Source organism: Finegoldia magna ATCC 29328 (assembly GCF_000010185.1).
GTDB classification, from domain to species: domain Bacteria; phylum Bacillota; class Clostridia; order Tissierellales; family Peptoniphilaceae; genus Finegoldia; species Finegoldia magna_H.
Window position 1 is genome coordinate 354256 of the sequence record NC_010376.1, and the last position, 15343, is coordinate 369598.

The 15343-nt window shown below is 32.7% G+C and carries 11 protein-coding genes; all 11 read left to right on the forward strand.

The window, feature by feature from the left end:
* The first annotated feature begins 12 nt into the window (after positions 1 to 12).
* The 11 genes from FMG_RS01650 to FMG_RS01700 all read left to right on the forward strand — a co-directional run bounded on the left by FMG_RS01650 (position 13) and on the right by FMG_RS01700 (position 14916).
* On the forward strand, positions 13 to 1557 hold the full coding sequence (locus FMG_RS01650) for an NAD(P)/FAD-dependent oxidoreductase (RefSeq protein ID WP_012290317.1): 1545 nt from the start codon (positions 13 to 15) through the stop codon (positions 1555 to 1557).
* Between the two features lie 68 nt (positions 1558 to 1625).
* Entirely contained in the window at positions 1626 to 2579 is a 954-nt protein-coding gene (locus FMG_RS01655; protein ID WP_012290318.1) for a 1-phosphofructokinase family hexose kinase, read from the forward strand.
* 186 nt (positions 2580 to 2765) lie between these two features.
* A complete protein-coding gene (gene guaB, locus FMG_RS01660; protein WP_002839706.1) occupies positions 2766 to 4217 on the forward strand; it encodes an IMP dehydrogenase in 1452 nt (483 codons plus the stop codon).
* A gap of 9 nt (positions 4218 to 4226) precedes the next feature.
* Positions 4227 to 4700: a 5-(carboxyamino)imidazole ribonucleotide mutase gene (gene purE / locus FMG_RS01665; protein ID WP_002839814.1), complete on the forward strand. Its 474-nt coding sequence runs from the start codon at positions 4227 to 4229 to the stop codon at positions 4698 to 4700.
* Positions 4700 to 5725 carry a phosphoribosylformylglycinamidine cyclo-ligase gene (gene purM / locus FMG_RS01670; RefSeq protein WP_012290319.1) on the forward strand — a complete coding sequence of 342 codons (1026 nt, stop codon included), beginning with the start codon at positions 4700 to 4702 and terminating at the stop codon, positions 5723 to 5725. Before purE ends, purM begins: the two co-directional genes overlap by 1 nt.
* A gap of 15 nt (positions 5726 to 5740) precedes the next feature.
* A complete protein-coding gene (locus FMG_RS01675) occupies positions 5741 to 6856 on the forward strand; it encodes a uroporphyrinogen decarboxylase family protein (protein WP_012290320.1) in 1116 nt (371 codons plus the stop codon).
* Between the two features lie 135 nt (positions 6857 to 6991).
* Positions 6992 to 8587, forward strand: a complete 1596-nt coding sequence (locus tag FMG_RS01680) for an ABC-F family ATP-binding cassette domain-containing protein (protein ID WP_012290321.1) — start codon at positions 6992 to 6994, stop codon at positions 8585 to 8587.
* An 8-nt stretch (positions 8588 to 8595) separates the two neighbouring features.
* Positions 8596 to 10128 (forward strand): glutamine-hydrolyzing GMP synthase, encoded by a 1533-nt coding sequence (gene guaA, locus FMG_RS01685; RefSeq protein ID WP_012290322.1) that lies wholly within the window; start codon positions 8596 to 8598, stop codon positions 10126 to 10128.
* 766 nt (positions 10129 to 10894) lie between these two features.
* Positions 10895 to 12673, forward strand: a complete 1779-nt coding sequence (locus FMG_RS01690; RefSeq protein ID WP_041250577.1) for a DUF262 domain-containing protein — start codon at positions 10895 to 10897, stop codon at positions 12671 to 12673.
* 49 nt (positions 12674 to 12722) lie between these two features.
* On the forward strand, positions 12723 to 12908 hold the full coding sequence (locus FMG_RS01695) for a DUF4926 domain-containing protein (protein ID WP_041250578.1): 186 nt from the start codon (positions 12723 to 12725) through the stop codon (positions 12906 to 12908).
* 718 nt (positions 12909 to 13626) lie between these two features.
* On the forward strand, positions 13627 to 14916 hold the full coding sequence (locus FMG_RS01700; protein WP_012290324.1) for a DUF2254 domain-containing protein: 1290 nt from the start codon (positions 13627 to 13629) through the stop codon (positions 14914 to 14916).
* The last annotated feature ends 427 nt before the right edge of the window (positions 14917 to 15343 follow it).

A 15343-nucleotide genomic window follows, 5' to 3' on the forward strand; every position in this document is an offset into this window, starting at 1 on the left:
AGAGAGAAAATTATGATTATTATTAGAAATATAAAATTGGAAAATGACGATGAGAACGAATTGAAGAAAAAAATCTCCAATATGATTGGAATGAAAAACTTCGACTACGAGATTTACAGAAAATCCATCGATGCGAGAAAGGGGATTCTGTTCAATTATCAAGTTATCGTTGATGTCGACTTGTCTGATAAAAAGATCAAATCAATCAAGAATTGTGAGAAATATTTTGAAGAAGATTTTAGATTAGAAGATGTAGATAATTCGAAAAGCGTCACAGTTGTGGGAAGTGGACCTGCAGGGTTGTTTTGTGCGTATTTATTAGCGAAAAATAGAGCAGAGGTCAAGGTTATTGAACGAGGAAGTGAGGTATCAAAAAGAGTTGATGATATCGAACATTTCTTGGAAACTGGAGAGCTAAACACGAACAGTAACGTGCAATTTGGTGAAGGTGGAGCTGGAACTTTTTCTGACGGGAAATTAACGGCACGCTCCAAAGACAAAAGAGTCAGGGAAGTTTTGAAGACATTTGTCGACTACGGCGCTCCAAGTGAAATCATGTACGACTCCAAGCCACACATCGGAACTGATGAATTACAAAAAGTAATCGTGAATATGAGAAAAGACCTTATAAAAATGGGTTGCGAATTCGAATTTGATACATTGATTGACGATGTGGAAATCGAAAACGAAAAATGCGTTGGAATAAAATCACATGATAAAAAATTCCAATCAGATTGTTACGTTTTGGCTCTTGGAAATAGTTCAAGAGATACTGCTGTGATGTTAGCAGATAAAATTAAAATGACGAACAAGCCATTTGCAGTTGGATTTAGGATTGAGCATCCACAAAAAATGATTGATTTTGCACAATATAAATGTGATAGAAATCTTCCAAGCGCGACTTATCAACTTTCTTATTCTGAAGAAAACAAAAGAGGAGTGTACACTTTTTGCATGTGCCCAGGTGGATATGTAATCAATGCTTCTAGCGAAGAAAATGAGTTGTGTGTCAATGGTATGAGTTTTCATAAAAGAGACGGCAGAAATGCAAATAGTGCGATTGTGTGTGGTATAGATGAGAATACTTACGGGCACAATTTGTTGGACGGAATAAAATTTCAACAAGAAATCGAACGCAAGGCTTTTGAATTGGGAGGATCAAATTACAATGCGCCAGTTCAATTGGTAAAAGATTTTATGAACGATAAAAAATCAGAAAAAATCGGTGAAGTCGTGCCGACTGTCAAACCTGGATATGTTTTGAGTAATTTGAACGATATTTATCCAAAACACGTTACAGATTACATCAAAACTGCGATAAAAATGATGGACAAGAAACTTCACGGTTTTTCGATGGATGAAGCGGTACTCACAGGAGTTGAAACGAGAACTTCTTGTGCTGTGAGAATGGACCGAGACGATTTATTGAGAAGTGAAAATATTGATAATTTGTATGTAATTGGTGAGGGAAGCGGATATTCTGGAGGAATTGTTTCAAGTGCAATCGACGGATTGAAGGCTGCTGAGGTTATCCTTACATCAAAATTATCTAAATAATTTAAAAAGCTAAATTTTTGGGTATATTAAATAAAAGCTTAATTTTAATTAATAAAGAGGAGAATAAAATGATACTTAGTATAACTTCTAATCCTGCTATAGATGTGATTTACGAGATGGATGAGCTGGATACTAATGGAGTAAATGTAGTTGATGATGTGTACAAGACGCCAGGCGGCAAAGGTATAAATGTGTCCAAAGTTTTGGATTTGTTGAGAGCAGATTTCATGGTTACAGGATTTATCGGTGGAAGTAACGGAGATTATGTAATCGACAAATTAGATGATGTGAACATTAAGCACGATTTTATCTTCACAAATGTCGACACTAGAAACTGCATCAGAGTAATTCATGGCGACAAGCAATTTGAAATATTCGAAAAGACCAATAAAATTGATTCGAGATTTGAAAGAACATTCATGTCACTAATACAAGAAATCGGAAAAAACTACGACATATCTGTAATCAGTGGAAGTTTGATGAATGGTTTATCTGATAATTTCGTAGAAGAAACGATGGAAATACTACAAGATAACAGCAAGATTATTTTGGATACAAGTGGACAAGTCACGAAAAAAGTTTTGGAAAATAATTACAAACCATACGCTATCAAACCTAACTTCCACGAATTCAAAGAAATCATTGGCTTATCAGAAGATATTTCATCAGAAGATTTCATCAACAAAGATTCAGATTATTTGAAGGGAATTTTCAGTAATAAATTGTTAGATGATATTGAAATTGTTTTGGTTACCAACGGAAAATACGGAGCTATTTTAAAATACAAAGATAATTTGTACAAAATTACAGTTCCACAATACAAAATTCAAAGAACTGTTGGAAGCGGAGATGCCACTGTCGCAGGGATTGCAAAATTCTTGGATGATGGAGAAAGTGTCATGGAAACAGTTTTGAAGGCGATAAGTCTTGGAGTATTAAATGCGAGAGTTTATGAAGTAGAAAAGTTGGATGTAAGTAAAATAAATGAAGTTGCCGAACAAATAGATGTAGAATTATTATAGGAATTTACGCGTCAAAATTTTTTGATGCGTTTTTTTCTTGCTCAAAAATTTGCATATCTGATATAATACATTTAAAGAAAATAATTGGGATAAATTTGCTTGACTTGTTATCGTTTGTATGGTAAATTTATTCCTAACATTAAAAATTTTTAACAAAGTTTTTATTTATTTTATGAGGAGGGTATTATGCAATTTATCGGCGAAGGATTAACATTTGATGACGTACTTCTAGTACCAGGTCCATCAGAAGTTTTACCTAACGAAACTATCTTGAAAACAAGATTAACAAAAAAAATTGAATTGAACATTCCTATGATGTCAGCAGGAATGGACACTGTAACTGAGTCAAAAATGGCTATCGCAATGGCGAGACAAGGCGGGATCGGAATTATTCACAAGAACATGACTATTGAAGAACAAGCAAGAGAAGTAGATAGAGTTAAACGTTCAGAAAATGGAATAATTACTGATCCTTTTTACTTATCTGCAGATGACAAAATCGTTGATGCATTAAAATTGATGAGTCACTACAGAATTAGCGGTGTACCTATAGTTAAAGAAGATATGACTTTGGTCGGAATCTTAACTAACAGAGACGTTAGATTCGTAAAAGATGAACAACTTCCAATCGGAGATGTTATGACTAAGGATAATTTAATAACAGGTCACGAAAACATATCAATGGATGAAGCCTTGGAAAAAATGATGAACGCCAAGATTGAAAAACTTCCAATTGTAGATGAAAACTTCAAATTAAAAGGACTTATCACTACAAAAGATGTTGAAAAGTCAATACAATATCCAAATTCAGCAAGAGATTCACAAGGAAGATTATTAGTTGGTGCAGCAGTAGGTATCACAACTGATATGATTGAAAGATGCCAAGCTTTAGTGGATGCAAAAGTTGACGTCGTAACAATCGATACTGCTCATGGTCATTCAAGAGGAGTTTTGAATGCTGTAACTAAATTAAAGAAAGCTTTCCCAGATCTTCAAATTATCGCAGGTAATGTTGCAACAGCAGATGCTACAAGAGATTTAATAAAAGCAGGTGCAGATTGCGTTAAAGTCGGTATTGGACCTGGATCTATTTGTACAACAAGAGTTGTAACAGGTATCGGTGTTCCTCAAATGACAGCTATAATTGAATGTGCAAAAGAAGCTGACAAATACGATATTCCAATCATTGCCGATGGTGGTATTAAATATTCTGGAGATATTACAAAAGCATTAGCAGCTGGTGCATCTGTTATCATGGCAGGTAGCTTGTTTGCTGGTACTGAAGAAAGCCCTGGAGAATTAGTTGTATTAGAAGGTAGACAATACAAAGAATACAGAGGAATGGGTTCACTTGGTGCTATGAGAGCAGGAAGTGGCGACAGATATTTCCAAAACAACACTAAGAAATACGTTCCAGAAGGAGTAGAAGGTAGAGTTGCTTACAAAGGATCTGTAGCAGAAGTTGTGTACCAATTAGTTGGTGGACTTCGTTCAGGTATGGGTTATGTAGGAAGCAAAGACTTAATTGAATTAAAAGAAAAATCAAAATTCGTGAAGATTTCTCCAGCATCACTTGTAGAAAATCATCCACATGATATTACTATTACTAGAGAATCTCCAAACTATACAAAAAAATAGGAGCAAAAAATGGATATTAGATTAATAATGGGAAGCAGCTCAGATATTGAAGTTGCAAAAAAAGTTACTAAAATGTTGAAAAAATTTGGCCTTTCTTATGAAGTATCAGTAATTTCAGCACACAGAGCATTGGATGTTTTAAAAGAAACTGTTGAAAAAGACGACTGTAAAGTTTACATCACAATCGCTGGAAAAGCAGCACATTTGGGTGGAGTAACAGCTGGAATTACAACAAAACCAGTTATAGGAATTCCTGTAAAAGGATCTGCACTTGCTGGAATGGACGCATTATATTCAATCGTTCAAATGCCAAAAGGAGTTCCAGTTGCAACTGTTGCAATCGACGGTGGAGAAAACGCAGCTATCCTAGCAGCTCAAATGATTGCTCTATCTGACGAAAAATTAGCTCAAAAATTAAAAGATTACAAAGAAGAAATGAAACAAGCCGTAATTGATTCTGACAAGGAGTTAGAAGAAATATAATGGGATTAACTTACAAAGATTCTGGTGTAGATAAAGAAAAAGGCTACGAAGAAGTTCAAATTATAAAAGAAATCGTAAAGAAAACTCATGGCAAAGAAGTTCTAACAGGAATTGGTGGATTTGCTGGTCTATTTAAACCAGAACTTACCGATATGAAAGAGCCTGTATTGGTTAGTGGAACTGATGGCGTTGGAACAAAAATCAAACTAGCAATGGAACTAGATAAACACGATACAGTTGGTATTGATTTGGTTGCAATGTGTGTTAATGATGTTTTGTGCCAAGGAGCAAAGCCATTGTTTTTCTTAGATTACATTGCGACTGGAAGCTTGAAACCAGCAAAAATGGCGGATTTGGTTCGTGGTGTAGCAGAAGGTTGTAGCCAATCTGAATGTGCATTAATCGGCGGAGAAACTGCTGAAATGCCAGGATTGTACAAGGAAAATGATTATGATTTGGCGGGATTTGCAGTTGGTATTGTAGATCGCGATAAAATAATCGATGGAAGTGGAATTAAAGAAGGAGACGTTGCAATATCACTATCTTCAAGTGGAGTTCACAGCAATGGATTTTCACTTGTAAGAGCGGCATTGGATATGGCAAATGTAAAATTATCCGACAAATTCGAAGATACTACAGTTGGAGAAAGACTTTTGGTTCCTACGAGAATTTACGAAAAAGAAATCTCAGCATTATTAAAAGAAGTTGAAATCAAAGGGATTGCTCACATCACTGGTGGTGGATTATACGAAAACGTACCAAGAATGTTACCTGAAAATATCGGAATAGAATTTGATATTAAAGAATCAGAAATTGATTCTGTGTTCAAAGCTATTCAAAAATGGGGAAATGTAGAAACAAAAGAAATGTTCTCTACTTTCAACATGGGAATAGGCATGGTAGTTGTAGTTGATGCAAAAGATGTGGATAAATCTCTTGAAATATTACAAAAAATAGATCCAAAAGCAAAACAATGTGGAGTTTGCAAAAAAACAGAAACTTCTGTAAAGATTAATTTAAAATAATTTAGTGAGGATTTTATGAAAAAAAAGTATTTTTCGTTTGTAGATGAAGGATTAATCAAGATGACTTACACAGAAAGATTGAAGTCATATTTAGATGGTAATGTCGTGGATGTTGTTCCATTTGATCTTTTCGATGTAGAAACACCTTTGGCAACAAATATGGGATACACAAAAATAGATTTGATAAATGATTTTTCGTTGTATACTGATATGGTTCATCTCAAAAAATCTTTATATGGAATAGATTACATGTATATTGGTATGGATCAAAAAGGAATTGGAAGCATTCTAGGTAGCGAAACTAGAATGACAGAAAATGGTGATTTTTTGACATCTCATTATGCTATTGATGAATATGAATCAATGGCTAATTTGGGAAATATAGATGTAAGTAACAGTGAAACTGTGTGCAATTTTATTGAAAAAGCAAAAAAGACGAAATCATCAATGGATGGAATCACAATATTCGGCGCAGTTACAGGTCCATTTACTACAGCTTCTGGAGTCAGACCTGTTGAAAAACTTCTTCGCGATACGAGAAAAAATAAGGAAAATTTGCACGAATTATTAGATTTGTGTACAAATTATACCATTGATTTTGTGAGAACTTTTACCGACGAAATAGGTGGATGTTTCTTCAAAATTGCTGATCCTGTTGCATCGATGACAGTAATTAGTAAGAAACAATTTGAAGAATTTGCACAGCCTCATTTGACAAAATTGACAGATGCAATTTATGAAATTACTGGAATCAAACCAATGGTTCATATTTGCGGTAAAACTGACAAAGTTTGGGAAAATTTCAAAGATACTAATTTCTCAAGATTTTCACTTGATAACATAGAAGATATGGGAGAATTCAAAAACATTCTTGGAAATTCTATGATAATCGAAGGAAATATTGCGCCTATGGATATACTTTTGAATTCAGACCCACAAACTGTTAGAAACGAAGTAAAAAATATTTTGCAAAAAGCTTCAGACAGTCCAAAAGGTTTCATATTAAATTCAGGATGTACCGTATGTGACCACACTCCAATAGAAAACATCGAAAGCTACATTAAAGCAGTATGCGATTTTGGAAAAGATGCTTCGATTGGAAAATTACCAAAAGGATTATCCGACATATAAATTTATTAAATCAACAACCATTTATTTTTCGAAATTAAATGGTTGTTTTTGAATTAAAAAATGTATCCAAATATCGTAATATCAAGACTTGAATATACTTTTATGGTATAATATGTGAGTATTGGAGGGATTTAGATGTTAACAGTTAACAATTTAAGTGTCATATTCCCCGATAAAAAATTATTTGAGGATGTTAACCTAATTTTTAATCCAGGTAACTGTTACGGAGTTATTGGTGCGAATGGTGCTGGTAAATCAACGTTCCTCAAAATTTTATCCGGAGAAAAAGAGCCTACAAAAGGCAATGTCACGATAGATAAGAACACAAGATTATCAAAACTAAACCAAGATCACTACGCTTTTGAAGAAAACAGCGTAATGGAAACAGTTTTGATGGGAAATAAGAAACTTTACGATATCCAAAAAGAAAAAGATGAGATATACATGAAGCCTGATTTCAGCGATGAAGACGGAATGAGAGCAGCGGAATTGGAAGCGGAATTCCAAGAACTTGGAGGATATGAAGCAGAAGCGGAAAGTTCATCTTTGTTACAAGGTTTGGGAATTACAACAGAACAACATTATATGCTTATGAAAGATTTGAAAGAATCTGACAAGGTAAAAGTTTTGTTAGCGCAAGCTTTGTTCGGTAATCCAGGAATATTGCTACTAGACGAACCTACAAATGGTTTGGATTTGAAGGCAATATTGTGGCTTGAAGGCTTTCTAATGGATTTTCCAGGAATTGTAATCATAGTATCTCACGATAGATATTTCTTGAATGAAGTGTGCACTCACATGGTGGATGTGGACTACGGAAAGATTAATATGTTTGTTGGTAACTACGATTTCTGGTACGAATCAAGTCAACTTGCACTTAGAATGCAAAAAGAACAAAACAAGAAAAAAGAAGACAAAATTAAAGAATTACAAGAATTTATCCAAAGATTCTCCGCCAACAAATCAAAATCCAAGCAAGCTACAAGTAGAAAAAAACTTCTCGATAAAATCACGTTGGATGACATTAAACCATCTAGTAGACGTTATCCATTTGTTGGATTTGAACTTTCGAGAGAAGTTGGCAACGAAATTCTAAATGTAGACAACTTGACTGTAGAACAAAATGGCAGCAAACTAATCGACAATTTGACTTTCAGGGTCAACAAAGGAGATAAGATTGGATTTATCGGAAACGAAATCGCCATCACGAAATTTTTCGAAATAATCAACGGAAACGATGATAATTATTCTGGAGAATACAAGTGGGGACAAACTATTACTAATACGTATTTTCCAAAGGATAATACAAAATATTTCGAAGATTGCGATTTGAATTTGATTGATTGGTTGAGACAATTCAGCGAAGAAAAATCAGAAATTCACATCAGAGGATTCTTGGGCAAGATGCTATTTTCAGGAGACGAAGCATTGAAGAAATCCAACGTTCTAAGCGGTGGTGAAAAAGTTAGAATGATGTTTTCAAAAATGATGGTAACACCTGCGAATGTTTTGGTGTTCGACCAACCTACAAACCATTTGGATTTGGAAAGTATCGAGGCCGTAAACAATGGGCTAATCGCATTCAAATCAAACATTTTGTTCACATCACTAGATCACCAATTTGTATCTTCTGTGGCAAATAGAATTATTGAAATATTTGATGACGGAACTTATCGTGACGTATCAATGAATTACGAAGACTATATAGAAAAATATTTAACTAATAATTAGGAGTAGAAATGAAACATCAATTAGTTATTGTAGTAGATTTTGGAGGACAATATAATCAACTAATCGCTCGTCGTGTCAGAGATTTGAACGTGTACTGCGAAGTTGTTCCTTACAAAAAAGCATTGGATGTTATCAAAGAAAAACAACCAATCGGGATAATCTTCACAGGCGGACCAAACAGCGTTTATGAAGAAAATTCTCCACAAATCGAAAAAGAAATTTTTGAATTAAATATTCCTATTTTGGGAATGTGCTACGGAATGCAACTTATCTCCAAAGATTTTGGTGGAGTTGTTGAAAAAGCAAAAAATCGTGAATTTGGTAAAACAAACGCCAAAATCTCAAATCAAAGCTCTATATTAAAAGGAATGAGTGACGAAAGTATCGTGTGGATGAGCCACACTGATTTCGTATCAGAAAAACCAGAAGGATTTGATATTATCCAAACAACGGATTCTTGTCCTGTAGCAGCAATTGCAAACGAAGACAAGAAGATATTCGCTGTACAATATCACCCAGAAGTTAACCACACAGTTGAAGGTAAAACATTAATCAAAAACTTCCTTTATGAAATCTGTAAAGCAGACGGAGATTGGACAATGGAAAATTTCTTGGAAGAACAAATCCAAAAAATCAGAAAAACTGTCGGCGACAAAAAAGTTTTGTTGGCATTATCTGGTGGGGTAGACAGTTCTGTGTGTGCAGCACTTTTATCCAGAGCAATCGGCAAAAACTTGACATGCGTATTCGTTGACCATGGTTTGATGAGAAAAAATGAAGGCGACGAAGTTGAAGCTGCATTCAAAAATGACGAATTAAACTTCGTAAGAGTAAATGCAAAAGACAGATTCTTAAATAAATTAAAAGGCGTATCAGATCCAGAACAAAAGAGAAAAATCATCGGAGAAGAATTCATCAGAGTATTTGAAGATGAAGCGAAAAAAATCGGATCTGTGGATTTCTTAGCACAAGGAACAATCTATCCAGACGTAATAGAATCTGGACAAGGCGATGCATCAGTTATCAAATCTCACCACAACGTTGGTGGACTTCCTGATGTAGTTGATTTCAAAGATTTAATCGAACCACTTCGCGATTTATTCAAAGACGAAGTCAGAAGATTGGGATTAGAATTAGAAATGCCAGAATATTTGGTATATCGTCAACCATTCCCAGGACCAGGACTTGGAATAAGAGTAATGGGGGAAATAACAGAAGAAAAATTAGAAGTGTTGCGTGAAGCAGACTTCATATTCAGAGACGAAGTTGCAAAAGCAGGAATCGACAAAGACATCAACCAATACTTCGCAGTAATCACTAATAACAGAACAGTCGGAGTAATGGGAGATTTCAGAACTTACGACTACACATTAGCACTAAGAGCCGTAACAACAACAGACTTCATGACAGCAGATTGGGCAAGAATCCCATACGAAGTATTAGATAAAACTTCAGTAAGAATAATTAACGAAGTAGACCACATCAATAGAATAGTCTATGATATCACAAGCAAACCACCAGCAACAATTGAATGGGAATAAATTTTTGGTAAAAATGGCGTATTAAACTTGATTCGTTGCCTCACAACCTCGACGTACTAATTGTACGACTCGGCTGCGAGGCTCCTCATCGGCGTCTAATCCATCCATTTATTTCCACAAATTAGACAGTGCTGCGGGATTAAAATGGGAACATTTATAAAAATTAATAAATTGAATAATAGTTCCAAGTGGTTTACATTTGGACAAAAAATTAGACCGTAGTTTCAAGCTGCGGTCTTTGTTTTTATCCAATATGAATATTTCTTTTAAATTTTATATTTTTCTCATTACAAAATCTTCGAATTTGTTTGAGTCAAAATTTTTATCAAACTCTTTAATTAAATGATTTTTTATTTTATCTTTTTTTTGATTTACCAAGAGAATCTAGCAATAATTCAAAATTATTTTCGCCTAAATAATACATGACCTCATAGTCTCTCAATCAAAAAATTCTACATCATAATCTTCGTACCCAATCTCGGCTGATCCATCAGAATTGAGTCTAAATAGTAATCCACTAGTTTTTAACATAACTACTTCTAATTTCTGTAAGTTTATCTATTTAGTTATTATAGCACATTCTTATCTATGTTATTTAAATTATTTTTCCTAGCTAAATTTTTAATAATTTAAAACAGTTGATGATATGATATAATATAAACAAATGAAAAAGTTTTTTTAAATATATTTAGGTTAAGAAAGTATAATTTTGGCAAGTGAAAAAACATTTTGTTTTATAACACGAAATGTAATTTATGGAGGTTATATGTCAACATCAATAGAAATTAATAAGAAAAGTGTAAAAGAATTTTTAGATGCTGGAAAAAAACACAGGTTTGTAATACCTGAGTATCAGAGACCTTATGCATGGGGAGAAGAAGAGGTTCAAACCTTATTTGATGATCTAGTTGAATATACTCAAGAGAGAATTGATTCTCCATATTTTCTTGGAACAATTGTGTCTTATACGAATGATGAAAAGGAACAAGAAATAATTGACGGTCAACAAAGAATTACGACTCTATGTTTGTTACTAAGAGCTATATATACAAAAATTGAAAAAATGGATGATACTAAGGAGAGAAAAAATTTCATCAGCCAGATTGAGCCAGCTTTATGGGAAACTGATGAATTAAGTGGCGAAGCAGACAAAAGTAAGACTTTATTAGAGTCTAGAGTTTTTGAATCAGAGTATAACGGGATATTACATAATTTACTAAGAACTGGAGTTGCAGATAAAAATGCTAGGGATAATTACTCGAAAAATTATTTATTATGTCAAAATCTTATAGATGAGTATGCTAAAGATGAGCCTTTAACTTTCTATCATATGATAAATAATATTCTAAATAAAGCAATTGTTCTTCCTATCAAAGCCGATAGTCAAGATACTGCTCTTACAATCTTTTCAACACTTAATGATAGAGGATTACCTTTATCGGATGCAGACATTTTTAAGGCAAAAATCTATAATAACATTAAAGAGCCTGAAGCTAGAGATATTTTCATTCAAAAGTGGCAAGAAGTTAGTGCTGGTGCGGAATATGCTGACGAAAGTATTCAAAAATTATTTTATTATTACATGTTTTATCTGCGTGCAAAAGGTAACGATAGGAAGACAACAACCCCAGGCCTCAGAAAATATTATTCAAGTAATAATTTCTTAAGGCTATATGATTCAGAATTAATGGATGATTTAAGTGCGATATTAAATTTTTGGTCAGTAGTTAATAATAAAGAAGAAATAGAGGGTGAAAATTGGTCTTGCAATTTTGAAATTTTAAAAGTATTAGATATTCTTACGTCTTATCCTAATGAATTTTGGAAATATCCTGTAATTACTTATTACCTACGCTATAAAGATTCAGATAGCTTTGAAGATAAATTTCTTTTATTCCTAAGAAAATTATTTGTCAATTTATGTAGTAGATATATTGTCACTCCAACAGTTAATGCAGTTAAGCAAAATATTTTGAATTTAAATTCAGAAATTATTAATAGTGATGAACCTAAATTTGAATTTAAAGCAGTTGACCAAAATATTATTACAGAAGAATTAAAGAATCCTCATAGAAACGTAGTTAGGATGTTATTAAAATTATTAGCTTATGATGAAGACTCACAAGATGAACTTTTACCAGAAAAATGGGAAATCGAGCACATTTTGCCTAGAAAATGGCAGGACTCTTATTTTCCAAATTCATCAGAAGAAGAGGTAAATGAGATTATTGAACATCTTGGAAATAAAATACCTTTTGAAAAAAGGCTAAATATAGTTGCTAGTAATGGATATTTTGAAAAGAAAAAAGCTCTGTACAAAAAATCCAAAATAGTTATGGTTCAAGAATTTTCACAAATTCATTCAAATGACTGGAAGCTAGATCAAATAAGGGAAAGAGATATCAGAGTTTCTGATAGAATTATGGAAATATTTGATTCCTGGACTTTAGATATAAATAATGAAAATGAAACAAAACTAACGGAAGAGGATATGAAGGCGATTGAACGAGTGAAATCTAGAGGTTTAGAGGGCTATTTTAAATAATTTGTTTAAGGGTTTATGACCGAGACACTAAGAGAGTTAAAAATTTATAATGAAAGAATTAGATGTTGTAAGATTGAAAGAGGATTACAAAGAAATAAGTAAGGGAACAGAAGGAACAATTGTTTTACTTTATGATGAAAAGAATTGTGAAGTTGAATTTTTTGATAAAGATGGAGATACCATAGATGTAGTCATGACTCCTTTTAATAAATTAGAACTTATAGAGTCATTCTAATATAATTTAAACTTTTGTAAATAGAGCTTGTAAAAAATGAATCATACAAGCTCTATTCTTATATTCATTTGAAAAAATTAAATTTGTTAAACACCATGTCTTTTATCGTTAAGTTACAAAGGATAGGTTAAATTCATCAAAAGGACTATGTAAATATAGTTTTTCAATAAATACGTCATATTATGATGCTGCTCAAGATTTATATTTCTGAAATTACATTTAATTCCGGTACTGGGACTGGGACGGGACTAAAAATTTGAAAACGTCCTATAATTAGGTGGATTTAGTGGCATTAGAAAAAATAAAATCCTATATCTTTAACGGTTTGGGATATATCGTACATTTGGAAAAGAAGAATGGGAATAAATTTGCGATCTAAATAGCGTATTAAACTTGATTTGTCGCCTCACAACCTCGACGTACTAATTGTACGACTCGGCTGCGAGGCTCCTCATCGGCGTCTAATCCATCCATTTATTTCCGCAAATTGTTGTAGCGTTCTAAATGGCGAACTAGGATTGTTTCGAATAAACCTCATTGCTGCGTACTTAAGTAGCTTCTTTTATAGATTGATTGAAGATAGATTGGGGAAATAAGCAAGAAAATCACCAAGGATTTTCAATTACAAAAAGATTAATATACTATTTTATATTGGATAAATACCAAGTATATGATAATATAGTTTCATAATTACAATATTTAAACAGGAGGATTGAGTATGTTATCCAAAATTAAATTGTGGTTTTTTAATCATAAGAATTTTTTAAGGATGTCAAGATTTTTAATTTTAACAGTGTCGCTTCTTTTAGTTACCTGGATTTTTGATCATCAATATATTTCATTTAAATCTTATATTCCCAAACAACTATTGTTATCGGTTGAAGTTTCGGTAGATTTTCTTTCTAATATATCTGGAATATTTTTAACTATAAGTACTTTTTGTTTTACAATTATTGTCACTGTACTTAATAAATATAGCAGTAGCATATCACCTAGGTTGCTTCAGAGTTTTATAGATAGGACCGGAGTTCTTGGTTTATATGGTATATTTGTCAGTGGTTTTTTCTATTCAGTAATCAGTATCCTATTATTGCAAGATATTGCTCCAGACCAACATGTTGTAGCTGGAAGTCTTGGAATTGCTTATTCCATAATTGCGATGCTAAGTTTTATCGCTTTCTCAAGACAGGTTCTTGATAATCTAAAAGTATCAAATATTATAGAAAATATTTTTAATGATTGCGAGAAACTTATTGATAAAGAGGTAGAACTAAGAGAAAAAGCTAAGCATTATGAAGAAAGCGACGAATCTACAAAGTTATCAATTGTAGCTGAGAGTTCAGGTTATTTATTTGAAATAAAAGCAGATGAGATTTTTAAAGATCTTAATGGCATAAAAGCAGAACTTGTTATAAACAAGAGAATTGGTGAATACACAACCAAAGGAGAAAGCGTAGGGGAATTAAATATATTCCAATGCGAGTTAGATGATAATGATAAAAAAGAATTAATAGAAAAATTAAGTCCATTGTTTCTAATAAATGCTTACAATAATAGAGAAGAAGATTATCACCGTGGAATTGTGAACTTAACCGAAATCGCGAATATGGCCCTAAGCCCTGGCACAAATGATCCAAATACTGCAATAATGTGTATAAATAAAATGTCATCATTGCTAGGTAAACTATTATCTGCAGGCAATCATTTTATAATCATGAAAGAGGACGAAGATGTAAAAATAATTTATCAAAGTTATTCTGTGGAGGATGAACTATATCTTGGTTTCAGCCAGATAATTTCCTATTCAGCAGGTGATCCATTGGTTACCAAAGAGATTTTACAAGGAATTTTTATCATATACACAATGGCAGATATAAGTGCTAAAAAAAGCATAAAAAAATTTTTTGATGATAGCTATGAAATTTTAATAGAAAATTTTACTCACGAAATTCATTTGGATAGTTTTAAAAGAATAAAAAACAACATGGAAGAGCATGTAAGCCTATAGGAAAATACATCTGAATCCATTTAATTTTAAATGCGTTCAAGAATAAATTAAAAAAGTGGTCAATTAGTATACTATTAGTTGACCACTTTTCGATAATAACTCTGGATCAATTTTCGGTCGACATTTACATGATTAAATATTTACGTTCAGCCTAATGCATTTAATATAAGCAAAAAATAAATATCTTTATATAAACGCGAAAAATTACTATTGAAAGACAATGATTCTGAACTTGTGTCAATATTAAAGAAAAATGAGACAATGTTTTAAAAAAAATAGAATATAGTATTTTGATTGGTTTGGGATACATTGGAAATTTGAAAAAGAAGAGTGAGAGTAATCAAGAACAACATCACAAGACTCTAGCAAAACTAGGGTCTTGTTTTTTTACTCTAGTTTATAAATTTGACAATATTACGATTTAATT